The organism is Pararhizobium sp. PWRC1-1 (assembly GCF_049897905.1).
In the GTDB taxonomy this organism is placed as follows: Bacteria; Pseudomonadota; Alphaproteobacteria; order Rhizobiales; family Rhizobiaceae; genus Pararhizobium.
In genome coordinates this window covers 63,160-86,045 of sequence record NZ_JAFCXE010000029.1, presented here as the reverse complement: position 1 = coordinate 86,045, position 22,886 = coordinate 63,160, and the positions used below count along the sequence as shown (strand labels likewise).

22 protein-coding genes and 1 pseudogene are annotated in these 22,886 nt (G+C 60.3%); 22 read left to right on the top strand and 1 reads right to left on the bottom strand.

Translation table 11 applies throughout. The features are described 5' to 3' along the window. From tnpC to ACP7E0_RS30630, 8 genes are all read left to right on the top strand, one after another. The coding region (tnpC, locus tag ACP7E0_RS30665; RefSeq protein WP_426130621.1) for an IS66 family transposase at positions 1–698 on the top strand (698 nt) is incomplete at its 5' end. Next, positions 698–994, top strand: coding sequence for a hypothetical protein (locus ACP7E0_RS30660; RefSeq protein WP_426130639.1), 297 nt, complete (start codon positions 698–700; stop codon positions 992–994). The genes tnpC and ACP7E0_RS30660, both read left to right, overlap by 1 nt. Before the next feature lie 31 nt (positions 995–1,025). Then, positions 1,026–1,622 carry an NACHT domain-containing protein gene (locus ACP7E0_RS30655; RefSeq protein ID WP_426130619.1) on the top strand — a complete coding sequence of 199 codons (597 nt, stop codon included), beginning with the start codon at positions 1,026–1,028 and terminating at the stop codon, positions 1,620–1,622. Between the two features lie 590 nt (positions 1,623–2,212). Beyond that, positions 2,213–3,997, top strand: coding sequence for a glyoxylate carboligase (gcl, locus tag ACP7E0_RS30650; protein ID WP_426130617.1), 1,785 nt, complete (start codon positions 2,213–2,215; stop codon positions 3,995–3,997). Between the two features lie 22 nt (positions 3,998–4,019). Then, positions 4,020–4,832, top strand: a complete 813-nt coding sequence (gene hyi, locus ACP7E0_RS30645) for a hydroxypyruvate isomerase (protein ID WP_426130615.1) — start codon at positions 4,020–4,022, stop codon at positions 4,830–4,832. Beyond that, positions 4,793–5,722: a 2-hydroxy-3-oxopropionate reductase gene (locus ACP7E0_RS30640; RefSeq protein WP_426130637.1), complete on the top strand. Its 930-nt coding sequence runs from the start codon at positions 4,793–4,795 to the stop codon at positions 5,720–5,722. Before hyi ends, ACP7E0_RS30640 begins: the two co-directional genes overlap by 40 nt. 64 nt (positions 5,723–5,786) lie before the next feature. Beyond that, entirely contained in the window at positions 5,787–7,055 is a 1,269-nt protein-coding gene (locus tag ACP7E0_RS30635; protein ID WP_426130614.1) for a glycerate kinase type-2 family protein, read from the top strand. A gap of 101 nt (positions 7,056–7,156) precedes the next feature. Continuing rightward, positions 7,157–7,576, top strand: a complete 420-nt coding sequence (locus ACP7E0_RS30630) for a DUF4174 domain-containing protein (protein ID WP_426130612.1) — start codon at positions 7,157–7,159, stop codon at positions 7,574–7,576. On the opposite strand, the gene ACP7E0_RS30625 is transcribed toward ACP7E0_RS30630, so the two are convergent. After that, on the bottom strand, positions 7,568–8,800 hold the full coding sequence (locus ACP7E0_RS30625) for a TIGR03862 family flavoprotein (protein ID WP_426130610.1): 1,233 nt from the start codon (positions 8,798–8,800) through the stop codon (positions 7,568–7,570). The two genes, ACP7E0_RS30630 and ACP7E0_RS30625, sit on opposite strands and share 9 nt — an antisense overlap. A 379-nt stretch (positions 8,801–9,179) precedes the next feature. On the opposite strand from ACP7E0_RS30625, the gene ACP7E0_RS30620 reads away from it, so the two are divergent. From ACP7E0_RS30620 to ACP7E0_RS30555, 14 genes and pseudogenes are all read left to right on the top strand, one after another. After that, a complete protein-coding gene (locus tag ACP7E0_RS30620) occupies positions 9,180–10,343 on the top strand; it encodes an isovaleryl-CoA dehydrogenase (RefSeq protein WP_426130608.1) in 1,164 nt (387 codons plus the stop codon). Between the two features lie 36 nt (positions 10,344–10,379). Beyond that, positions 10,380–11,987: a carboxyl transferase domain-containing protein gene (locus tag ACP7E0_RS30615; RefSeq protein ID WP_426130606.1), complete on the top strand. Its 1,608-nt coding sequence runs from the start codon at positions 10,380–10,382 to the stop codon at positions 11,985–11,987. Positions 11,988–11,998: 11 nt separating this feature from the next. Further along, a complete protein-coding gene (locus tag ACP7E0_RS30610) occupies positions 11,999–12,382 on the top strand; it encodes a RidA family protein (RefSeq protein ID WP_426130604.1) in 384 nt (127 codons plus the stop codon). A 14-nt stretch (positions 12,383–12,396) separates the two neighbouring features. Continuing rightward, positions 12,397–14,382 (top strand): acetyl/propionyl/methylcrotonyl-CoA carboxylase subunit alpha, encoded by a 1,986-nt coding sequence (locus ACP7E0_RS30605; RefSeq protein ID WP_426130602.1) that lies wholly within the window; start codon positions 12,397–12,399, stop codon positions 14,380–14,382. Continuing rightward, the gene (locus ACP7E0_RS30600) at positions 14,382–15,263 is read left to right on the top strand and encodes a hydroxymethylglutaryl-CoA lyase (protein ID WP_426130600.1); all 882 of its coding nucleotides are present in this window, start codon (positions 14,382–14,384) and stop codon (positions 15,261–15,263) included. Before ACP7E0_RS30605 ends, ACP7E0_RS30600 begins: the two co-directional genes overlap by 1 nt. Continuing rightward, a complete protein-coding gene (locus tag ACP7E0_RS30595) occupies positions 15,260–16,051 on the top strand; it encodes a crotonase/enoyl-CoA hydratase family protein (RefSeq protein WP_426130598.1) in 792 nt (263 codons plus the stop codon). Before ACP7E0_RS30600 ends, ACP7E0_RS30595 begins: the two co-directional genes overlap by 4 nt. Positions 16,052–16,137: 86 nt before the next feature. Continuing rightward, positions 16,138–16,509 (top strand): antitoxin Xre/MbcA/ParS toxin-binding domain-containing protein, encoded by a 372-nt coding sequence (locus ACP7E0_RS30590; protein ID WP_426130596.1) that lies wholly within the window; start codon positions 16,138–16,140, stop codon positions 16,507–16,509. Then, positions 16,502–17,017 (top strand): RES family NAD+ phosphorylase, encoded by a 516-nt coding sequence (locus tag ACP7E0_RS30585; RefSeq protein ID WP_426130594.1) that lies wholly within the window; start codon positions 16,502–16,504, stop codon positions 17,015–17,017. Before ACP7E0_RS30590 ends, ACP7E0_RS30585 begins: the two co-directional genes overlap by 8 nt. Before the next feature lie 160 nt (positions 17,018–17,177). Next, positions 17,178–18,098 carry a fatty acid desaturase gene (locus tag ACP7E0_RS30580; RefSeq protein WP_426130592.1) on the top strand — a complete coding sequence of 307 codons (921 nt, stop codon included), beginning with the start codon at positions 17,178–17,180 and terminating at the stop codon, positions 18,096–18,098. A gap of 161 nt (positions 18,099–18,259) precedes the next feature. Beyond that, positions 18,260–19,069 carry a phosphate/phosphite/phosphonate ABC transporter substrate-binding protein gene (locus ACP7E0_RS30575; RefSeq protein WP_426130591.1) on the top strand — a complete coding sequence of 270 codons (810 nt, stop codon included), beginning with the start codon at positions 18,260–18,262 and terminating at the stop codon, positions 19,067–19,069. Positions 19,070–19,583: 514 nt separating this feature from the next. Next, positions 19,584–20,007, top strand: a pseudogene (locus ACP7E0_RS30570) (HORMA domain containing protein); the annotation flags it as partial. Positions 20,008–20,196: 189 nt separating this feature from the next. After that, positions 20,197–20,820 carry a hypothetical protein gene (locus ACP7E0_RS30565; RefSeq protein WP_426130635.1) on the top strand — a complete coding sequence of 208 codons (624 nt, stop codon included), beginning with the start codon at positions 20,197–20,199 and terminating at the stop codon, positions 20,818–20,820. Continuing rightward, the gene (locus ACP7E0_RS30560) at positions 20,817–21,056 is read left to right on the top strand and encodes a metallophosphoesterase (RefSeq protein WP_426130589.1); all 240 of its coding nucleotides are present in this window, start codon (positions 20,817–20,819) and stop codon (positions 21,054–21,056) included. Before ACP7E0_RS30565 ends, ACP7E0_RS30560 begins: the two co-directional genes overlap by 4 nt. Before the next feature lie 561 nt (positions 21,057–21,617). Further along, positions 21,618–22,850, top strand: coding sequence for a helix-turn-helix domain-containing protein (locus ACP7E0_RS30555; protein ID WP_426130587.1), 1,233 nt, complete (start codon positions 21,618–21,620; stop codon positions 22,848–22,850). The last annotated feature ends 36 nt before the right edge of the window (positions 22,851–22,886 follow it).

The window sequence follows — 22,886 nt, the reverse complement described above, 5'->3', positions numbered from 1 at the left end:
GGAAGGAAGAGCACGTCCACCGCCACCTCAAGCAATCAAGCGGCATCCTTCAGGCTGACGGCTACAAAGGATATGGCAAGCTGTACTCGCCTGGAGAAAAGGGAGAATCTCGCTTCAAGGAAGCCGCCTGCTGGGCGCATTGGCGACGTGACTTCCACGATATCTGGACATCGAACAAATCCGAGATCGCGCGAGAGGCTCTCGATCGTATCGGAGCGCTTTACGACATCGAGCGAGGCATCAACGGCCAGCCTCCCGAGATCCGCCTTGCCGCGCGTCAAACGCAGAGCAAGCCCAAGGCTGAAGCATTCCGCCACTGGGCTGAAGCTCAACTAACGCGCATTCCGGGCAAGGGCGATCTGGCCGCAGCTTTCCGCTACGGATTGAGCCGATGGTCCTCGCTCTGCCTGTTCCTCGAAGACGGCCGTGTCGCGATCGACAACAATGCCGCCGAGCGGGCTCTGCGTCCAATAGGCGTTGGAAGGCGCAACTGGCTATTCGCGGGAGCCGACACCGGGGCGGAGACTTTGGCGCGGGCCATGACGATCATCGAGACAGCCAAGATGAATGGTCTTGATCCGCAGGCATATCTGGCTGACGTGCTCGATCGCATCCACGATCACAAGATCAACAGGTTAGACGAATTGCTTCCATGGAACTGGTCGGCGATCACCACAACCGACGCAAAGGCAGCCTGATGGCGACAGTCACCTACGTCCGTACGATCAAATTTGTTGCCGAAATTCTCGAAGAGGACCCGGAGCTTCTTCAGGCAATCGTCTCCAACGATGATAATCTGAGCTACGGCAGCATCATCTCCGTCTACACCGGAGACGACGAATCCGTCACCGCACTGACAGACGACGGCATGGACGAATTGGAGCAGATGCTCAAAGACGCCCGCCGCTCACCCCAAGAATGGAACAACTTCCTCGACAGCTTTGTTGACGACGAGCTCCTCGTCATTCGCATCAAAGCGAAATCTACGCGGTAGCAATCGGGCGGTTACGGATAACAGCCAGTCGTTGATAGCGAATCTGGTGAAGCAAGTATCGACCTACATACCCAGCTTCAACGAAGAGCATCTCAAGTTCGGAATGCAAAGCGGAAAGTTCATTATTTATCTGGATGGTATCGATGAAATTTCTCTTGAAGATCGAACACGTTACGCCACCAAAATTCTCGATATAGCCTATAGGTTTCCGGCCACACCGATCCTTTTATCGACGCGTCCCGACGACTTTTATCTGCCATGGGAAGCGTTCCGGGTTGCGAAGCTATTGCCTATGACGAGGGATCAGACACTGCTGATGTTGTCGAAACTAAATTTCGACCCGGAAGTGAAAGAGAAGTTCATCGCTAACATTACCCCAGAATTCTTTTTGAAGCACAAGGAATTTCTGTCAGTGCCCCTGCTGGCAACGCTGATGTTACTTACTTACAGCGAGTTTTCTGTCGTGCCGAGTAGGATGCATGTTTTCTACGAACAGGCGTTCCAAACACTCTTTTACAAGCATGACTTCATAAAGGGCGCCTACTCGCGGAAGATTGAGTCGGGTCTCGACTTCGAGCAATTCCGACTGGCCTTGGCGGCGTTTTGCACAGGCCAGCCGACTCGGTGATATCATGCAAAAGTGCATCGATCTGTGAACGCGGAGACTGATGCCGCAGTTTAAGGGCGTGGCTTGCGAACGTTGCGCGTCTCGCCTCTAAACGCGCGCACAACCATCGTGGTCGAGTGGTATGTAGGAGGAACACCCACCTGACCGGGCTTTGGCAATCTGATGAAGTTGAGGAAGACGAAGTGTACGAGACGCGCCATTTTTCGTCGCATCGATATCGGGATCGACCAGTAGGCGCCTTGGTCGGGCAAGCTGGAAAATCCCAGCTAGGTCATCCTTGAGGTTCATCTTGCGGTCTACCAACGATGCCTAGCTGTGCTGCAAAACATCCCCAAATCCTTTGACGGCCGAAAAGGGAAAGCTCCGATGAATCGCTACATGTGAAGGCGTTGGGCAAATCGAGGGTTCATTTTGCGGCACGTTTGGATGTGTATGGGCAAATCTACGCTGCTTTTTTGCACTCGGACGTCTCCATTCATGCGGGATTCGTTGAAGATGTTTATTTCCATATCGTGGGAATGATTTCCATTAAATGATTGCTCCCCGAAAAAATTGGGCTAACCTCATCCTCACACGATGGAGGAATAGTCATGGCGAAAATGCGCGCAGTCGATGCGGCGGTTCTGGTTCTGGAGAAGGAAGGCGTCGATTGCGCCTTCGGGGTTCCGGGTGCAGCAATCAATCCCTTTTATTCGGCGCTGAAGGCGCGCGGCTCGGTGCGCCATATCCTGGCGCGGCATGTCGAGGGCGCCTCCCATATGGCAGAGGGCTATACCCGGGCCAAACACGGCAATATCGGCGTCTGTATCGGCACCTCGGGTCCGGCCGGCACCGACATGATCACCGGGCTCTATTCAGCCCAGGCGGATTCAATCCCGATCCTTTGCATCACCGGCCAGGCGCCGCGCGCACGTCTCGACAAGGAGGATTTTCAGGCCGTCGATATCGCCAGGATTGCCGGCCCACTGACCAAATGGGCAGTCACCGTCATGGAGCCGGCGCTGGTGCCGTTCGTCTTCCAGAAGGCGTTTCACCTGATGCGCTCGGGCCGACCCGGCCCGGTGCTGATCGATCTGCCGGTCGATGTGCAACTGGCCGAAATCGAGTTCGACATCGATACCTACGCGCCGCTTGAGGCCTACAAGCCCGCCGCAACGCGGGCGCAGGCCGAAAAGGCGATCGCCATGCTGAACGCGGCGGAGCGGCCGCTGATCGTTGCCGGTGGCGGCATCATCAATGCGGAAGCGTCCGATCTTTTGACCGAATTTGCCGAGATCACCGGCATTCCGGTCATCCCGACGCTGATGGGCTGGGGCACGATCCCCGACGATCATCCGCTGATGGCCGGCATGTGCGGGCTGCAGACATCGCATCGCTATGGCAATGCCAATCTGCTCGCCTCCGACTTCGTGCTTGGCGTCGGCAACCGCTGGGCCAACCGCCATACCGGTAATGTGCCGACCTATACCGAAGGTCGCAAGTTCGTCCATGTTGATATTGAGCCGACCCAGATCGGCCGCGTCTTTGCCCCGGATTTCGGCATTGTCTCGGATGCCGGTGCTGCGCTGAAACTGTTCCTTGACGTCGCCACCGAATGGAAGATTGGGGGCAAGCTGAAGGACTGGTCCGGTTGGGCGGAGGAATGCCGCGAGCGCAAGCGGACCATGCTGCGCAAGACCCATTTTGACCAGACGCCACTGAAGCCACAGCGTGTCTACGAGGAGATGAACAAGGCGTTCGGCCGCGACACCTGCTATGTCTCGACCATTGGTCTGAGCCAGATCGCCGGTGCGCAGTTCCTGCATGTCTACAAGCCGCGCAACTGGATCAATTGCGGCCAGGCCGGGCCGCTCGGCTGGACGCTGCCGGCAGCGCTTGGCGTGCGTGCCGCCGATCCGGACCGTACGATCGTGGCGCTCTCGGGCGACTATGATTTCCAGTTCATGATCGAGGAACTGGCCGTTGGCGCCCAGCACAAGCTGCCTTACCTGCATGTTGTCGTGAACAATTCCTATCTCGGCCTCATCCGCCAGGCGCAGCGCGGGCTGAACATGGATTTCGAGGTCAGCCTCGCCTTTGATAACATCAACGCATCGGGCGATGCGGAGAAGGGTTACGGCGTCGATCATGTGGCGGTGGCCGAAGGGCTGGGCTGCAAGGCGATCCGGGTCAGGAGCCCGAACGAATTCCAGGAGGCATTCGCCAAGGCACAGGCGTTGATGGACGAGCACCAGGTGCCGGTCGTCATCGAGTTCATCCTTGAGCGTGTCACCAATATTTCGATGGGTGCCGATATCAATTCGGTGGTCGAGTTCGAGGAACTGGCCGAACGCGGCGAGGATGCCCCGACGGCGATCATGGCGCTGCTCGACTGATCAGAAAGACGGAGGATTTTTCATGCCAAAATTTGCGGCAAACCTGACCATGCTTTTTAATGAAGTGCCGTTCCTCGACCGGTTCGCGCTGGCCGCCAAGGCCGGGTTCACGGCGGTGGAATATCTCTTCCCCTATGATTTCGATGCCAAGGCGCTGAAGGCAGCACTCGAGGTCAACGGGTTGAGCCAGGTACTGCACAACCTGCCGGCCGGCGGCTGGGCCGCCGGCGAGCGTGGCATCGCCGTGCTGCCCGACCGGATCGACGAATTCCGCCGCGGCGTGGCCTTGGCCATCGACTATGCAACTGCGCTCGGCTGCACGCAGATCAACTGCCTCTCCGGCATCGCGCCGATTGGCGTGTCCGATGACGTATTGCGGGCGACGTTCGTTGCCAATCTGCGGCTGGCGGCAGGGGAACTGGGCAAACACGGCATCCGGCTGTTGATCGAGCCGATCAACCGCTTCGATATTCCCGGCTTCTACCTCAACACGGTGGAGCAAACGGCCTCGATCATCGCGGAAGTCGGCAGCGACAACCTGTTCATCCAGTACGATCTCTACCACCAGCAGCGCACCGAGGGCGAGCTCGTCGGCACGTTCAAAAAGTACCAGGGAAGAATCGCCCATGTGCAGCTGGCCGACAATCCCGGCCGCAACGAACCGGGCACCGGCGAGATCAACTATCCCTTCGTCTTCGAGGCGTTGGATGCGGCCGGATATGACGGCTTCATCGGCTGCGAATACAAGCCGCGCACCACGACATCCGAAGGGCTCGGCTGGCTTGCCGCCGCCACATCCGCCCGCGGCGCAGACATCATCAAGATCAGGAGTTAAGCAACATGGCCACAATCGGCTTTATCGGACTGGGTATCATGGGCACGCCGATGGCGCGCCACCTGCAGGATGCCGGCCACACCGTCATTACCTCGAAATTCCACATACCGCCGAAGCAGGAACTGCTCGACAACGGTCTGCAGTTTGCCGACACGCCGAAGGCGCTGGCGGAAAAGGTCGATATCATCATCCTGATGCTGCCGGACACGCCGGATGTAAAGGACGTCCTGTTCGGTGAAAACGGCGTTGCTTTTGGTCTGTCGAAAGGCAAGCTGGTCATCGACATGAGCTCGATCTCGCCGATCGAGACCAAGGAATTTGCCAAGAAGGTCCGCGAAACGGGCGCCGAATATATGGATGCGCCGGTCTCCGGCGGCGAAGTCGGCGCCAAGAATGCGTCGCTGTCGATCATGGCGGGCGGCACCGAAGGCAGTTTCGAACGGGCGTTGCCGCTGTTCGAGCTGATGGGCAAGAACATCACGCTGGTCGGCGATTGCGGCGACGGACAGGTGACCAAGGTTGCCAACCAGATCATCGTTGCGCTGACCATCGAGGCTGTCGCGGAAGCACTGCTCTTTGCCTCGAAGGCCGGTGCCGATCCGGCGCGGGTTCGCGAAGCCCTGATGGGCGGCTTTGCCTCGTCGCGTATTCTGGAAGTGCATGGCGACCGTATGGTCAAGCGCACCTTCGAACCTGGCTTTCGCATCTCGCTGCACCAGAAGGACCTCAATCTGGCCCTGCAAGGAGCAAAGGCCATCGGCGTTTCGCTGCCGAACACGGCGGCGACGCAGGAACTGTTCAACAGTTGCGCTGCCCACGGTGATGCCGGTCTCGATCATTCAGGCCTCGTCACGGCTCTTGAACGCATGGCCAACCACGCGGTCGCCTGACGACAAGGACCGGGCGGCCAGGAGGAGGGCCGCCCGGTCTATTTTATGAATGAGGACACAAAACATGGCCGTCATCGCCGACCCGAAAGCTTTTCTCGAAACGCTGTTTCATGCGGCGGTCGCTGCCGCCGATCCGGCGAAGGTACTCTCTGCCAATCTGCCGGAAAAGCCGAAGGGACGCACGGTGGTGATCGGCGCCGGCAAAGGAGCGGCCCAGATGGCGCAGGTGTTCGAACGGCTGTGGGACGGACCGCTTACGGGTGTGGTCGTCACCCGCTACGGCTATGGTGCGCGGTGCGAGCGGATCGAGGTGATGGAGGCATCGCATCCGTTGCCGGATGAGAACGGCCTGAGGGCGTCGCGCCGGTTGTTGAAGGAGGTCAGCGGTCTTGGCGAGGACGATCTGGTCGTGGCGCTGATCTGCGGTGGCGGCTCGGCGCTGTTGCCGTTGCCGGCGGGTGACCTGACGTTGGACGACGAGATTGCCATCAACCGGGCGCTGCTTGCCTCGGGAGCGCCGATCAGCGCAATGAACGCGATCCGCAAGCATGTTTCCGGCATCAAGGGCGGACGGCTTGCGGCTGCGGCATGGCCTGCAAAAGTCGTGTCGCTGGTGGTCTCGGATATTCCCGGCGACGATCCGGCGCTGGTGGCCTCGGGGCCGACCATTCCGGACAAAAGCACACGCAGCGACGCATTGCGCTATACCGAGCGATACCGGTTGGAATTGCCGGAAAAGGTGATGGCGTTCATCCGCAGCGATGCATCCGCCGCCCCGAGCCCGGCCGACCGCGCGTTTCGCCGAAACGAGGTCCGGCTTGTCGCCTCGGCTGCAGTTTCGCTGGTGGCTGCGGCCGATCTTGCCCGTTTAGCCGGGGTCGAGGCGGTCATCCTGTCCGACGCGATGGAAGGCGAGGCGCGGGAGGTCGGACGTGTGCATGCCGCGATTGCCCGCGAGGTTTCCGTTCGGAACCGGCCGTTCCGCAAGCCGGTAGTCATTCTGTCGGGGGGCGAAACGACGGTCACCATCAGGAGCGAGGGTAAAGGCGGGCGCAATAGCGAATTTCTCTTGTCGCTGGCGCTTGCGATCGATGGTGTCGACGGTATTTCCGCGCTCGCCGCCGATACCGATGGGATCGACGGGTCGGAGGACAATGCCGGGGCGTTTGCCGATGGGACGAGTGTTGCACGCCTTGCCAGGGCCGGCGCCGATGGTGCTGCCCTGCTCGACCGCAACGATGCCTGGAGCGCGTTCGATGCGATCGGCGATATTTTCAAGCCAGGCCCGACAGGGACCAATGTCAATGATTTCCGGGCGATTTTGGTGCAATAGCGCCACTCATTCACATCCAGGCATCCGTTGGCGTAAAGTCTGGAACCAAATGCCTCATGGCCAGTTAGTTTCCTCATGGTTTACGCAAGAGGATAAAGGCGATGCTGAAATCATTGTCTGCGGCGCTCTCGGGTATAGAGATCGATCCGCAGCAGGGCGGAATGAGCCTGGCTGATTTCGAATGGCGCTACCGGGTGGTGATCATTTTCCCCGATGATAGTCATATCGACGCGGCGCGGCAGGCCAACCTGCTACTTGCAGAGGCCGACGGCCTGCGCGAGCGGGACATGATCGTGCTGGAGGTCGGGCGCAATGAGGTCAAGGCATTGTTCGGCCCCGAGTACGATCTTAATTGCTACGCCATCCGGTCCGATCTGGACGTCACGGACGGTTTTTTTGCGCTGAAGCTGGTAGGCAAGGATGGCGCGGTGAAATATCGCACGGATGAGGTGGTGCCGGCCGCCGTGCTGTTTGAGCTGATTGACCAGATGCCGATGCGCCAGAAGATGCCCTCAAACTGACGCCGGCGCATCAGGCAAAGCCTTTAGCCATTCGTTTATTCCCTTTGCCGCCGCCTGCCCGGTGGCGAAGCAAGCTGTCAGCAGATATCCGCCGGTCGGCGCTTCCCAGTCCAGCATTTCTCCAGCGGCAAAGACGCCGGGAAGGGCTGTCAGCATAAAGCGCTCGTCGAGGCTGTCAAAACGGATGCCACCGGCCGAGGAAATGGCTTCGGCGATGGGGCGGGGGCGGACGACTTGGACGGGCAGCGCCTTGATGAGCCCGGCGAGCTGGGCGGTATCTTGGAAAATGGCTTGGGAGCCGAGTTCCCGGACCAGCGCCGCTTTGACGCCGTCGAGACCGGCGCCTTTGCGCAGGCGATTGGAGAGGCTGATTTTCCCATCCTGCCGCGCCAAGTCTTTTTCCAGTCGTTCAAGGCTGCGGCCGGGGACGAGATCGACAAGCAGACGCGCATGGCCCTGCCGCGTCAGACGATCCCGAAGGGCGGCGGAGTGGGCGTAGACGAGGCTGCCTTCGATACCATGGCGGGAGACGACGAACTCGCCCGGAAAGGTACCGGCATCCGACATGGTGGTGACTGATTTCAGGGGCGCGCCAGCAAAGCGGTCCTTGAAGACATCGCTCCATTCGACATCGAAACCGCAATTGGCCGGCTGCAGATCGGAGATCTCTACGCCTTCATTTCTCAACAGCGGAATCCAGCTGCCGTCGGCACCCAGACGTGGCCAGCTGGCGCCACCGAGCGCAAGCAAAGTCGCGTCGCCCTGGATGGTCACGGGGCCATTCAGGGTTTCGAAGACGAGGCCGGCATCGGCAAAGCCCGTCCAGCGATGGCGTGTCAGCAGTTTGACACCCTGCGCTTCCAGCCGCCCCAGCCAGGCGCGCAATAGCGGCGAAGCTTTCATGACGGTTGGAAACACGCGGCCGGATGTGCCCGTGAAAGTTTCCGTCCCGAGACCGGTTGTCCAGGCGCGCACGTCTTGCGGTGTAAAGTCATCCAACGCTGCGCGCAGGCGGTGCGATGCAGCTCCGAACCGGTTTAGGAAATGGTGGTAATCTTCGGAATGAGTGATGTTGAGGCCGGATTTGCCGGCGAGCAGGAATTTCCGGCCGAATGTGGGCATGCCGTCATAGACCGTCACAGCATGACCGGACATCGACAGCTTTTCCGCCGCCATCAGCCCCGCCGGTCCGCCGCCGATGATCGCAATCTTTTTTCCTGACATGATCCGTCCGCTGCCGATTGTTCCATGCCCGTCTTGGCGACTACAGGCATTTTGCGCAAGGGCAATCCCGATCATTCCCGGCACCGTATACGCGTTATCGCCCTCTCTCCTTTGCCGCTGCCAACTCTCACGAGCGATTTGATGAGGCGATTTTTTGCAAATCATGCGTGCAAGCGCCTGTCTTGGTTCGGAAATTGTTGTGCGGCTGTGTTAGTCTCAAAACCGGTAACGGTGTGGTGGAGAGGAGTCTGCCGCCGGCGCCTTGCAGCGACTGCTGTACCGGGAGGAATGCAGATATCCCCGACGGTCCTTTTGGGGCCGTTTGGGATCGCGCGTTCTCTTCCGTTCAGGCAGCGCGATTCGACAGGGAGGAGGCCTGATGTATTCCGGTGGCTTGAATTTTGCCTTGGGCGACGAGATCGAGGCTCTGCGCGAAACCGTTCAAAGGTTTGCAAGCGAGCGCATTGCGCCGCAGGCGGCTGATATCGACCGGAATAACAGTTTTCCGACGCCGCTCTGGCGGGAGTTGGGCGATTTTGGCCTGCTCGGGATCACGGCGGGCGAGGACTACGGCGGCATCGGCCTTGGTTATCTCGCCCATTGCGTGGCGATGGAAGAGATCAGCCGGGCATCGGCGTCGGTGGCCCTGAGTTATGGCGCCCATTCCAATCTCTGCGTCAACCAGATCAACCGCAACGGCTCAGATGCACAGAAGGCCCAATACCTGCCGAAGCTGATTTCCGGCGAGCATATCGGCGCGCTGGCAATGTCCGAGCCCGGCGCCGGCTCCGATGTCGTGTCGATGAAGCTCCGCGCCGACAAGCTCGGCGACCGCTATGTGCTCAACGGCAGCAAGATGTGGATCACCAACGGGCCGGACGCCGATGTCCTGGTGGTCTATGCCAAGACCGATCCGGACGCCGGGCCGCGCGGCATTACAGCGTTTCTGGTCGAAAAGGGGTTTGCCGGATTTTCGACCGGTCCGAAGCTCGACAAACTCGGCATGCGCGGCTCCAACACATCCGAACTGATCTTCAGCGATTGCGAGGTGCCGGAACAAAACGTTCTGGGCAATGTCGGTGGCGGCGTGCGCATCCTGATGTCGGGTCTCGACTATGAGCGCGTCGTCCTGTCGGCCGGGCCGCTTGGAATCATGGCGGCTTGCCTCGACGTCGCAGTCCCCTATCTGCATGAGCGAAAGCAGTTCGGCCAGCCGATCGGCGAATTCCAGCTGATGCAGGGCAAGATCGCCGACATGTATGTAACGCTGAATGCGGCGCGCGCCTATGTCTATGCTGTGGCGGCCGCCTGCGATCGTGGCGAGACGACGCGCAAGGATGCGGCCGGCTGCATTCTCTACGCGGCGGAACGGGCAACGGCTTTGGCGCTGGAAACCATCCAGGTGCTGGGTGGCAACGGTTATACCAACGACTATCCGGCCGGCCGGCTACTGAGGGATGCAAAACTGTACGAGATTGGCGCTGGAACCTCGGAAATACGGCGTATGCTGATCGGCAGGGAGCTTTTTGGCGAGACGGCTTGAGCGTGACACTTGCAGGATGTTTGGTCGGGGGAATGAATGGCCGTACTGAAATCGCAAATTACCACATCGTCGGAGATATTCCGCGCCAATAGCGCGGCGATGGCAGACGCGATGCGGGTCGTCGAGGACGCGGCGGCGCTGGCTGCCGGCGGTGGCGGCGAGGTGGCACGCGAGCGCCATGTCAGTCGCGGCAAGATGCTGCCGCGTGAGCGCGTAGCGCAGCTGATCGATCCGGCGACGCCATTTCTGGAATTCGGCCTGACAGCGGCGCACGGGCTTTACAAGGGCGAGGCGCCGGGGGCTGGGCTGGTCACGGGCATCGGCCGCGTCTCCGGCCGCGACTGCATGATCGTCTGCAACGATGCGACGGTCAAAGGCGGCACCTACTATCCGATGACGGTGAAGAAGCATTTGCGGGCGCAGGAGATCGCGGCGGAGAACAACCTGCCGTGCATCTATCTGGTCGATTCCGGGGGCGCCAACCTGCCGAACCAGGACGAGGTGTTTCCCGACCGCGATCATTTCGGCCGGATCTTCTACAATCAGGCCAATATGTCGGCGGCGGGCATCCCTCAGATTGCCGTCGTCATGGGATCCTGCACGGCGGGCGGCGCCTATGTGCCGGCGATGTCGGACGAGGCGATCATCGTCGAAGGGCAGGGCACGATCTTTCTCGCCGGGCCGCCGCTGGTGCGCGCTGCAACGGGTGAGGTGGTGTCGTCCGAAGATCTCGGCGGCGGTGATGTGCATACGCGGCTCTCCGGCGTGGCCGATCATCTGGCGCGCGACGATGCGCACGCGCTGGCACTGGCGCGCCGTTCGGTTGCCAACTTGAACCGGCCGTCGATAACCACCGTCGAGCGGCAGACGCCGGAAGAGCCGGCCTACGACCCCGGCGATATTGCCGGTGTCGTGCCTTTGGACCTGCGCACGCCCTATGATATTCGCGAGGTGATCGCCCGGATCGTCGATGGCTCGCGGCTCGATGAGTTCAAGGCGCGCTATGGCACAACGCTGGTCTGCGGCTTTGCACATATCCACGGCATTCCTATCGGCATCATCGCCAACAATGGCGTGTTGTTTTCAGAATCGGCACTGAAGGGCACGCATTTCGTCGAGCTCTGCTCGCAGCGGAAGATCCCGCTGGTGTTCCTGCAGAATATCACCGGCTTCATGGTCGGACGGAAATACGAGACCGAGGGCATTGCCAAGCACGGCGCCAAGCTGGTGACGGCGGTGGCGACGACCAAGGTGCCGAAGATCACCATGCTGGTCGGCGGCTCGTTTGGCGCGGGCAATTACGGCATGGGCGGCAGGGCGTTTTCGCCGCGCTTCCTTTGGACCTGGCCAAACAGCCGGATTTCGGTGATGGGCGGCGAGCAGGCGGCAGGGGTGCTGGCAACAGTGCGCGGCGATGCGCTGAAGCGGGCAGGCACCCCCTGGAGCGAGGAAGACGAGGCGAAGTTCAAGCAGCCGGTGCTGAAGCTGTTCGAGACCCAGAGCCATCCGCTCTATGCCTCAGCGAGACTGTGGGACGACGGCATCATCGATCCGCGCAAGAGCCGCGATGTGCTGGCGCTTTCCTTGTCTGTGGCGCTCAATGCACCGATCGACGATACCCGTTTTGGCCTGTTCAGGATGTGAGGAGAAAGACCATGAAACGTGATGCTTTCAATGCCAAGAACGCCCCTCAGCCGCGCGGTGGTTATTCGCAGGCTGTCCGGCTTGAGGAATTTACGAGGGTGCTGTTCGTCAGCGGCCAGATACCGGCCGATTCCGACGATGTGCTGCCCGCCGGTTTCGAAGCGCAGGCGCGGCAGGTCTGGCTGAATGTCGATGCCCAGCTGAAAGCGGCTGGCATGAGCAAGGCCGATATCGTCAAGGTCACCATGTATCTGGCCGACCGGCACCACACGATGGCCAACCGGGAAATCCGCAGCGAATATCTAGGCGCCTTGGCTCCGGCGATGACGGTGGTGATTGCCGGCATTTTCGATGAGAACTGGCTGCTCGAGGTCGAAGTCGTCGCCGCGCAATAGACCGGGATAGATTGATGTTTTCAAAGATACTGGTCGCCAATCGTGGTGAAATCGCCTGCCGGATCATCCGCACGGCGCGGCGTCTGGGCATTCGCACGGTGGCGGTCTTCTCCGATGCGGATGCCGGCGCGCTGCATGTCGCTTTGGCGGACGAAGCCTTTCGCATCGGTGCGGCGGCGGCCAGCGAAAGCTACCTGAATGCCGGGCGCATTATTTCGGCGGCCGAACGCGCGGGCGCGCAGGCAATCCACCCAGGTTATGGGTTCCTGTCGGAGAATGCGGAGTTCGCCGAGGCCGTCGAGGCGGCAGGCATGGCCTTCATCGGGCCGTCGGCCGCAGCCATTCGCGCCATGGGCCTGAAGGACGCGGCAAAGGCACTGATGGAGCAATCGGGCGTCCCGGTGGTTCCCGGCTATCACGGTGACAACCAGGATGCGGCGTTCCTGGCCGAGCAGGCCATCGCCATCGGCTTTCCGGTGCTGATCAAGGCGCGGGCGGGCGGTGGCGGCAAGGGCATGCGCCGCGTCGACCGGGCGGAGGATTTCGGCGCATCGCTTGAGGCGGCGCGGCGGGAGGCGGAAGCTTCATTCGGCGACGGCGCGGTGCTGATCGAAAAATACCTGATGAAGCCGCGCCATATCGAAATCCAGGTGTTTGGCGACCGGCATGGCAATGCGGTGCATCTGTTCGAGCGCGACTGCTCGCTGCAGCGGCGCCACCAGAAGGTGATCGAGGAAGCGCCAGCACCGGGCATGACGGCGGAAATGCGCCGGGCGATGGGCGAGGCAGCCGTGCGGGCAGCGCGCGCCATCGATTATTGTGGTGCCGGCACCGTCGAATTCATCGCCGATGTCTCGGACGGGCTCTGGCCAGACCGGTTCTTCTTTATGGAAATGAATACGCGGCTGCAGGTCGAGCACCCGGTGACGGAGGCGATCACCGGCATCGACTTGGTGGAATGGCAAATGCGGGTTGCCAATGGCGAGCCGCTACCATTGAAACAGTCGGAACTGTCTATCGATGGCTGGGCGTTCGAGGCGCGGGTCTATGCCGAGGACCCAGCGCGCGGTTTTCTGCCATCGACCGGTACGCTGTCGCATGTCGGATTTCCGGCTGATGGTGTGCGGGTCGATGCCGGCGTGCGTTTGGGCGACCGGATCAGCCCGTTTTACGATCCGATGATCGCCAAGCTGATCGTACACGGGTCAACGCGGGCGGCAGCATTGGCCAAGCTGACGGCGGCGCTAGCAACGAGCCATATCGGCGGCGTCGCCAACAATCTCGAATTTCTGACCCGCCTGAGCCAGCAGCCGGATTTCGTAGCCGGGCATCCCGACACGGGCCTGATTGACCGGGAAGTCGAGGCGTTGACGGTGGACAAGGCGCCGGATGAAACGGCGCTGGCGCTCGCAGCTGTGCTGTCGCTCGGCACGCTGCAGACGCCGCCTGCCGGGGATCCCTGGCGGTCGCTCGGCCATTGGCAGATCTGGGGGCAGGCGACGCGCACGGTGACGCTGGATCATGCCGGCGAGCGCCATGTGCTGCGCGTGGCGGCGCGCGGCCTCGATCTGTTTGCCGTGCATGGCAGCAGCCGGGTCATTCCTGTGCGGATTTCCGGCCGGTTCGACGGCGGTTGTCTTGTTGAGGCCGATGGCCGGCAGAGCCGGTTGCAACGGCTTGAGATCGCGAGGGGTTTTACGCTTCTTGTCGACGGCCGGGCCTTCGATTTCCATGTTCCCGATCCGCTGGATGGCGAAGCAGAAAGTGCCGCGGGAAGCGACCGCCTGACGGCGCCGATGCCGGGGCTGATCAAGCTGGTGCGCGTCAAGGCGGGAGACGCGGTGTCGAAGGGCGATCCGCTGATCGTCATGGAAGCCATGAAAATGGAGCTGACGCTTTCGGCCAGTCGTGACGGCATCATCGACAGCCTGTTTGTCGCCGAGGGCGATCAGACGTCGGACGGCGCTGTGCTGTTGATGCTGAAGCCCGAGGAAGCCTGATGTCTTTTGTGGCTACAGGCGGAGTTTCAAACCGGGTCTCCATCGTCGAGATGGCGCCGCGTGATGGCCTTCAGAACGAGAAGGCGCTGATCGATACGCAGGATAAGATCAGGCTGGTCGATCGGCTGTCGGGCTGCGGTTTCGAGCGGATCGAGGTGACGAGTTTCGTCAGCCCGAAATGGGTGCCGCAACTGGCCGACGCTGCCGACGTGATGGCCGGGATCGCGCGGCGGCCGGGGGTGCGATATGCTGTGCTCACGCCCAACCTGAAGGGATTTGCGGCTGCCCTTGCGGCAGGTGCAGACGAGGTGGCAATTTTTGCCTCGGCCTCGGAAGGATTTTCGCAGCACAATATCAATTGCTCGATCACTGAGAGCATCGAGCGGTATCGCCCGGTGGCGGAGGCTGCCCGCAAAGAGGGACTTGCGGTGCGCGGTTATGTCAGCTGTGTGGTTGAATGCCCCTATGATGGGGCTGTGGCGCCCGAAAGCGCTGCCGATGTCGCGGGACAGTTGCTGAAACTTGGCTGCTACGAAATCAGTCTTGGCGATACGATTGGACGGGGGATACCGGAGGCGGTGGACCGCATGCTGGCGGCGGTGTTGGCGGACATTCCTGCCGATAGGCTTGCCGGGCATTTCCATGACACGTCAGGCCGGGCGCTCGACAATATCGGCGTGGCGCTTGATCGCGGCATCCGGGTGTTCGATGCGTCGGTCGGCGGTCTCGGCGGCTGTCCCTATGCGCCAGGGGCAAAGGGCAATGTCGATACGCTACTGGTCAACCGCTATGTGAAGAGCCGCGCGTTTGTGACCGGCCTTGATGATGACGCGCTTGAGGCGGCGTCTGCTTTTGCGCGCAGTTTGAGGAGTGCGGCATGACCTACGAAACCATCCGCGTCGCGGTTGACGGCAGGGGCGTGGCGCTGCTGACCTTGGCGCGGCCCGAGAAACACAACGCTCTGTCCGGCGCGATGATTGGCGAATTGACCACCGTGGCGAGATTGCTGGGTGCGGATGCTACAGTCCGGGTCGTCGTCCTGGCCGCGGAGGGTGTTAGCTTTTGCGCCGGTGGCGATCTCGGCTGGATGAAAGCGCAGATCGAGGCGGACCGGGCGGGGCGCATCAGGGAGGCCAAGCGGCTGGCCTTGATGTTCAAGGCGCTGAACGATCTGGAGAAGCCGGTCATTGCCCGCGTTCAGGGCAATGCGTTTGGCGGCGGTATCGGTTTGCTATGTGTCGCCGATGTGGCAATTGCTGGCGATACAGCCAAGTTCGGATTGACGGAAACACGGCTCGGGCTGATCCCGGCGACCATCAGCCCCTATGTGGTGGCGCAGATTGGCGAGGGGCAGGCGCGGCCCTTGTTCATGTCCGGCAGGATTTTTGACGCGCAGGCAGCTCAAGCAGCAGGTCTTTTGACACGCGTGGTATCATCAGGCGATCTCGATGCGGCAATCGAAGCGGAGATTGCGCCCTATCTGCAGGTCGCGCCCGGGGCAGTTGGCCAATCCAAGGCGTTGGCGCGGTCGCTGGGCATGCCGATCACCGCTGATGTCATCGAGGCGACGATCGAGCGTCTGGCAGACGTTTGGGAAACGGACGAGGCGCGAGAAGGGATTTCGGCATTTCTGGAAAAGCGCGAGCCGTGGTGGCGGAAACCGGTTTAGCCACTTTGATTGACAGCTGCGCTTGAAATGCGCATGCTTTGAGCATAGTTTGATACTGTACTTATCAAGATGTGTTAGGAAGGGTCATGACAGCTTTGAGCTTCGATATGACGGCAATCCGGTTCGGCGACGGTCAATCGCCGTTCCTTTCGCCGGATCGCGTCTCCAAGCAGCTCGGGGTGACCCTGTCCGAGCTTGCCCGGCTGATCGGCGTTGCGCGCAATACGCTGACGGCGAAATCCGGCGCGCGCAAGGTGGATCATGCGCTGAGCCATGTCGTGCGTATCCTCGCCATGGCCAGCGAAATGGCCGGCGACGAGAACCGCGCGACCATCTGGTTCAAGCATCAGCCAATCCCCGGCTGGGCTGGCAAAACCGCTTATGATCTGGTGAGCGAAGGCAAATCGGACAAGGTGCTGGCCTATCTCGAGGCGGTACGATCAGGCGTTTATGCCTGACAAGACCCGGGAGACACTGACGCTGTGGCGCGCCTTCGTGCCGCAATGGGCTTTTGCGCCGCTTTCGGGCGAGGGGGCGGCGCGGTTCGGTGGCCGCTGGAATCCGGTGGGTGCCGCGACGATCTACGCGGCGCGCGAACTCTCGACCGCCTGGGCGGAGTATAATCAGGGTTTTGTCCAGCATCCGGCGCTGATCGCTCAGCTGGATCTCAAGGAGGCAGCACTCATCGACCTTACCGATCCCACGGTGCTGTCCGGCCTTGCCGTGCCGGATGATATTCATCTCTGCGAGTGGCGGATGCTCCTCGATGAAGGCAAGGTGCCGCAGACGCACCGGCTGCGGCAGCGGCTGATTGCCGAGGGTTTCGACGGCGTCGTCTATCCGTCCTTCATGTCGCCGGGCGGCACCTGCGTGGCGCTGTGGCGATGGAATGCCGAGGGCGGGCCGCGTCTTGATGTGGTCGATCCGGATGGCCGTTTGCCGAAGACACCGGCATCCTGGGTCTGATCCTTTTTTGTAAGGCGAAGCGATCAATGGATGAAAGCTGCGGTCGATCCGTCTGAAAACGAACGATTTTTCCAACATAGTCCATAATATAAATAAACATAATTATCTATATTGGCCCCCGCGATGTAATTTCCCTCTACTTCTGGGGGAACAGCCGCGCATGTCCGACACGCCATCCTACATCATCAAGATCCCCGCCCGCCGCGTGGAGTGGCCGACCGTCATTCTGACCATCGCGATCTATGGAGGCTTTCTGGGACTGACATTCTGGTGGCAATCGCTGCCCGTCGTCATAGTTGCTCTTGCGGGCGGTTGGCTGATCGCCTGGCAGGGGTCGCTGCAGCACGAAGTCATCCACGGGCATCCGACGGGCAACCAGCGCATCAACGATGCGATCGGCTCCATCCCGCTATCGCTCTGGCTGCCCTATCCGATCTACCGCGAAAGCCATCTGGAGCATCACCGCGACGAACATCTGACCGATCCGATCGAGGATCCGGAATCCTCCTATTTTACCCGGACCGCCTGGGAGCGGCTGGGGCGTGCAGGCAAACGTCTTGCTCGCTGGAATACGACGCTGCTCGGGCGGTTGACCATTGGACCCGCCGTCATGCTGGCGAGTTTTTTGGCGCAGGAGGTGCGGCTGCTGCGGGTCGGCGAGCCTGGCCGGGCGAGCATCTGGACGGTGCATATGATCGGTGTCGCCGCCGTGCTGTTCTGGGTTACGGCGATCTGCGGCATGCCGTTCTGGCTCTATTTCTTCGGTTTCGTCTACCTCGGTGCCGCGCTGACGCGGCTGCGGTCCTATGCCGAGCACCGCTATGCCGAACGCCACGAGGAGCGCACGGCGATCGTCGAAAACAGCCATCTGTTCGGGCTGCTGTTCCTCTACAACAACCTGCATGTGCTGCATCACCTGAAGCCCGGCATTTCCTGGTACTGTCTGCCGTCGGTCTACCGGCGACACCGGGAGGCTCTGATCGGCACGAATGGCGGGCTGGTCTACCACAGCTACTGGGACATTGCCCGGCGGTTTTTCCTGAAACCCCATGACGATATCACACATCCGAAACATTCCTGATGGTTGTGTATCCATGCCAACAACGCCATCGCAATTTTAAAGTCTGGCGATATGGTGAAGGCTGGATTATGCAGTAGACGTAGGGTGCTACGGCGATCTTTGCGCGTCATGAATGAAGCGTGCTGCTGCAGTAGCTCCTGTCAGTTGTGAAAGCATTCTCAATGCGCATTGCCAGTCTTGCCATGTATGCCAGTCCGCCGCCACTTGCCGAGGCCACGGCTAAACTGTGGGATTTCCTCAGCCAAGCCCTGAAGCGGACAGGGCTGGACGAGGTTCCGGCCAAGTTGGACGATGCCGTGGACTACCATCAGGCCTGGACGCGTCCGGACCTGATGCTCGCCCAGACCTGCGGCTTTCCTTACGTCAAGCATCTGCGCGGCAAGGTGAAGCTGGTGGCAACACCGGTCTATGGGCATCCGGGCTGCGATGGGCCATTGATGTGCAGCTTCATTGTCGTGGCGAAGGACAGTGGTGCCCAATCCGTTGAAGACGTGCGTGGCGGGCGGGCAGCGATCAACCAGCCCGACAGCAATTCCGGCGTCAACCTGTTCCGCGCCGTCGTTGCGCCGCTGTCGCGGGATGGCCGGTTCTTTTCCTCGGTGATCGAAACGGGTGGCCATCGCAACAGCATAGCGGCGATCACCAACCGCAAGGCGGATGTCGCGGCAATCGACTGTGTCACCTATGGCAACATGCTGCGCTTCGATCCCGAGAGCCTTGCCGGTATCCGGATCCTTGCCGAGACATTCAACGGCCCCGGATTGCCGCTCATCACCCGGGCGGATGCCTCAGATGCGGAGGTGGCGCTCATGAGGCAGATCCTGCAACAGGCCATCGCCGAGCCTTCGCTGGCCACCATGCGCGATGTGCTTTGCCTTCAGGATTTTGCCGTTCTTTCCGATGCCGATTATGAACCGCTTGCCGAACTGGAACGGCAGGCGCAGAGGCTGGGCTATCCCGTTATCGCCTAACGCCCGGCCGGCGTGTTCATCATCAAGGACGCTGACGCCAGCAGCGTAAGCGGGATCCCTTTACCCCTTTCCCCAAACTATCCGCACCGGCCCAAACGCCGGTGTCGCTGAGCACGGCGGCGGCGGACGCGGGATAATCGTTTCAGCCGGATCGGTGATAGCGCTCTTTTGGTTCGTCTCTGGAGCCCGTCACTTTCACTGTTTTCACTTCACAATTTTGGGTTACCTTGTCTCTGCTTACGACGTTTTGTGCCAATAGGTTTTTCGCGTTCCAAATTGCCTATTAGCGGCGGTGCCACCATCACATCCGTGGACCTGGTAACGTTGTTAAGAGCGTGTCGTCCACGGGCAGCACACGGACAGGCGCGCTAAGTAGTGCGCCCGAACGAGAGGATCGTGTCCAGTGCGCTTAGTCGGATCACAGCGCGCGATATGGCGGAAAGCGCCGACAGCGAAACCGCGAATCCTCTGCGGAAAGCACGCTTGTCCTCGATCTGAAAGGATTTCTCGGCTCATGACCACCGTTGCGGTTAATACCTTTACCCACTCGGTGACGTATGTGGCCGACAATATCCTAAAAAGCCTCAAGGCATCATTCGCTTGAGCGACCTTAACCCCTCAGCCTTCGTCGATGACTGGGAATCTTACAAGCGGGCCCTGCATACTTGGTTGGGAACGGGAGACCTCGAAAGGGTCGTGCTGGAAGTCTTCAACAAGACGACAGGCGCTCTCATCGTGCGCTGGGACATTGACATCGTATATAGCTGGAGCGGCGGCGGGGGCTTCTGGACCGATACCGACCAGCTTAAATACCACCTGCGCAAAGCGGGCGTCGCGCCGTCAGATGCCAGCTACGACATCAAGCTGAAAACCAAGCCCGGCCGACCGGACGTGCCCGGGGCGCAGGCTCCTATCGGTCCACAGACGGCTTTGCCCGACACAATCTCGGATCGACGATCGACCACAACGGACTGGGCGGCAGTGCGGCCTATTGGACATACAAACGTCATACCAAAACCAAGCCCCTCAAGGACATCGACAGGTCCGGAGCTGACATTGAAAAGCTCGCTCGCGATGCACGGCGGGCGGTTCGGAAGGCGGGAGGAAGGCTCGTTACTGAAAACGGCTTGATCAACGCGATGCCGCCTGTGGTCTCTTTCACCGACGAGCAGCGCTTCCGACTGGCGGTGCATGAAGCCGGCCACGCGGTCTTGGGACACACTCTACGTCCCGAAAGCCTCGTTAAAGTCACCATTTGCAGTGTAAGACCGCTTGGCGCGAGATGGACGCAGATTGGAACTACCGAGTTCAGCTACTCCTTGCCGCTCTTCGCAACAGCAAGCGATTTCGAGAAGAACATTACCATCTTCCTCGGGGGCATGGCGGCGGAGCGCATCGTGTTTGGAGAGCACTCGACCAGTGCAGGTGGAGACGTTGCTGCGGACCTTTGCCTCGCGACAGATGCCGCCACATTGATGGAGAGGAGTTTCGGGTTTGGGAAGGGGCTACTCGCCGATCTGGGGTCAGGCGGGCGACCTCTGGAGAGTTTAAGGCTCGCGGATAGGGCTCTACAAGAGAGCGTCCGCCGGCGACTGGACGTCCTTTTCAAACGCGCAACAGAAACGCTGGAGTTGATGCGAAGCGAAGTGGAGAAGAGGGCAGCCCAGTTGGCGGTTTCGGCGGAAGAGGTCAGAAGCATCTGCGAGCCGGGCTTGGGACGTATGGAAAGTCGCGAGAGGGTCGCATCATGAAAATTTGGATTTTCTCCGACTTGCACCTCGAGTTTGGCGAGCGCTTTGATGTGCACCCGCCGGCCGACACCGACGTCGTGGTCTGTGCAGGCGATCTATTGACCCGCGGTGTCGTCCCTAGCATCGAGTGGCTGGCGAAGAACGTCGCTCCATCGCTTCCCGTCGTTTTTGTTCAGGCAATCACGAGCATGACGGTGGAGCCATTCGAGAAGGTCTCAGGGATGCCCGAGAGCTAGCGGCCCGCCGTGCCAATATTCATTTTCTTGAAAACGATGCAGTGAACGTGGGTAATGTCCGCTCAGTCTGGTATGAACGAAGGGGGCAATATGGCCAAGCGCTTGGCCGTTCGCGAGGCGGTTTCTCGACCAAAATCCACCTGAAGACCTATTTCGACGGGCATCGGTTCCCGCCATCCCTTATCGTTCAACGGCAAAATCAAAGCCGCCCTTCTTCCCAACAACGCTCTACAAAAGTCGCGACGCATCGAACACGCAGTCGGAAAACTCAAGCGCTCCAAGCGCGTCGCGCTTCGATGCCCGAAGACCAAACAAAATCTCGCATCCATCGTCGCAATCGCCGCAGGCTTCAACTTGATCAAATCCGTCCACACTGCCTAACACATTCGGTCTCGTAAGCCAGCTGCGAAGAGGTTGCGCAGGTCCGATGGCAAGGACTGGGCTCTTGACGAGGCTGATGAAATTGGCCGTGTGAAAGCAAGCATGCGTGAGTCTGGAGCCGAATAGTCAGCCACGCCACGGCGATGATTGGAACCTAATCTGCTCAGGACGGTTGTTTGAATGCCGGGCGACCTGTTCTGCAGAATTTCGGAGGATAAGTTGCGGGACGCTCAAAAGAAGGGACAACAGCGACCAGATCGGGTTCCGATCGCTGGACAAGACGCAGTCCGGGACAAACCTGGCTTGCCACCGCTTTCCGAACGGCGACGTTGGCCCCGGCAGCCAAGTCCTGCAAAGGAAGGCAGCCTGCCGTGTCCGCCGGCCTTGGAACCGCTGCATTTTTCCACGCGCGATCTCGTCCCGGCAGATCAGTTTGCCGCTTGGCAGGCCTATCTGGCGCCGCTGATTGATATCGAACTGCCGGACGGTGTATCGCCGGAGGCGGGATTTCCTGCCGACCACACAGCTTGGAACCTTGGCAGTATGCTCATCGTTCAACAGCGAGCGCCTCCCCACAGCTATATACGCTCAGCCGCCAAACTGAGATCAAACTCAATAGACCATTGGCATATTGTGTTGTTGCGTACTGGTCGGACATGGACGGAAGTGGACCGGCATGTTTCGGAGGGGGCGCCGGGAAAAGTGGAATTGAGGTCGTTGGGCCGCCCCTTCAGAGGTCGATCGACCGACTCTCAAAGTCTCACGTTCTATCTGCCTCGCGAACTGTTTTCGGACGCTACACCGTCAGCTGATGTGAACAATAATACCGCATTGACGGGGACCTATACTGACCTTTTGATCGAATACATGAAAAATATCGAGGCAAGACTTTCGAGTCTGGCTGCCGCAGACCTTCCGCAGGTGGTTCGGACAACACGCGATATGATTTTGACGTGCCTGTCAGCATCGGCAGAACATTCTGGGCCAGCAGAGACGCAGGGCAATCTTGACCTAATCGGACGGGTGCGCCGTTTCGTCCAGAGCAACTTGAACTCGCCTGATCTCACATCTGATATCCTGTGCCGGGAACTCGGTGTTTCGCGCACACGGCTCTACCAACTGTTCGAGCAGAGCGGTGGGGTCCATCACTACATTCAAAAGCGCCGCCTTCTTTCAGCGCATGCTGCGCTGAGCAATTCCGCCAACCGCCAGCAAATCGTCGAGATTGCTTCAGCTGTCGGGTTCACTTCCGCTGCCCACTTCAGCCGGGCCTTCAGCAAGGAATTTGGCTACAGTCCGCGCCAGGCCCGGAATGTGGCTATTCCACCCTATTTTGCCCATGCAGTTGGCCCCGTGGAAGTGGTAGACAGCGCCCATTGCTTCGATGCTTGGCTCAAGTCGCTTGGCCATTGACGCCAATCTTCCGTCACAAGGCATGATGACATAGGA

Excerpts from the sequence above, each read along its gene's own strand:
- ACP7E0_RS30660 (WP_426130639.1), top strand. The coding sequence starts at position 698 with ATGGCGACAGTCACCTACGTCCGTACGATCAAATTTGTTGCCGAAATT.
- gcl (WP_426130617.1), top strand. The coding sequence starts at position 2,213 with ATGGCGAAAATGCGCGCAGTCGATGCGGCGGTTCTGGTTCTGGAGAAG.
- hyi (WP_426130615.1), top strand. The coding sequence starts at position 4,020 with ATGCCAAAATTTGCGGCAAACCTGACCATGCTTTTTAATGAAGTGCCG.
- ACP7E0_RS30635 (WP_426130614.1), top strand. The coding sequence starts at position 5,787 with ATGGCCGTCATCGCCGACCCGAAAGCTTTTCTCGAAACGCTGTTTCAT.
- ACP7E0_RS30630 (WP_426130612.1), top strand. The coding sequence starts at position 7,157 with ATGCTGAAATCATTGTCTGCGGCGCTCTCGGGTATAGAGATCGATCCG.
- ACP7E0_RS30625 (WP_426130610.1), bottom strand. The coding sequence starts at position 8,800 with ATGTCAGGAAAAAAGATTGCGATCATCGGCGGCGGACCGGCGGGGCTG.
- ACP7E0_RS30620 (WP_426130608.1), top strand. The coding sequence starts at position 9,180 with ATGTATTCCGGTGGCTTGAATTTTGCCTTGGGCGACGAGATCGAGGCT.
- ACP7E0_RS30615 (WP_426130606.1), top strand. The coding sequence starts at position 10,380 with ATGGCCGTACTGAAATCGCAAATTACCACATCGTCGGAGATATTCCGC.
- ACP7E0_RS30610 (WP_426130604.1), top strand. The coding sequence starts at position 11,999 with ATGAAACGTGATGCTTTCAATGCCAAGAACGCCCCTCAGCCGCGCGGT.
- ACP7E0_RS30605 (WP_426130602.1), top strand. The coding sequence starts at position 12,397 with ATGTTTTCAAAGATACTGGTCGCCAATCGTGGTGAAATCGCCTGCCGG.
- ACP7E0_RS30600 (WP_426130600.1), top strand. The coding sequence starts at position 14,382 with ATGTCTTTTGTGGCTACAGGCGGAGTTTCAAACCGGGTCTCCATCGTC.
- ACP7E0_RS30595 (WP_426130598.1), top strand. The coding sequence starts at position 15,260 with ATGACCTACGAAACCATCCGCGTCGCGGTTGACGGCAGGGGCGTGGCG.
- ACP7E0_RS30590 (WP_426130596.1), top strand. The coding sequence starts at position 16,138 with ATGACAGCTTTGAGCTTCGATATGACGGCAATCCGGTTCGGCGACGGT.
- ACP7E0_RS30585 (WP_426130594.1), top strand. The coding sequence starts at position 16,502 with ATGCCTGACAAGACCCGGGAGACACTGACGCTGTGGCGCGCCTTCGTG.
- ACP7E0_RS30580 (WP_426130592.1), top strand. The coding sequence starts at position 17,178 with ATGTCCGACACGCCATCCTACATCATCAAGATCCCCGCCCGCCGCGTG.
- ACP7E0_RS30575 (WP_426130591.1), top strand. The coding sequence starts at position 18,260 with ATGCGCATTGCCAGTCTTGCCATGTATGCCAGTCCGCCGCCACTTGCC.
- ACP7E0_RS30560 (WP_426130589.1), top strand. The coding sequence starts at position 20,817 with ATGAAAATTTGGATTTTCTCCGACTTGCACCTCGAGTTTGGCGAGCGC.
- ACP7E0_RS30555 (WP_426130587.1), top strand. The coding sequence starts at position 21,618 with ATGCCGGGCGACCTGTTCTGCAGAATTTCGGAGGATAAGTTGCGGGAC.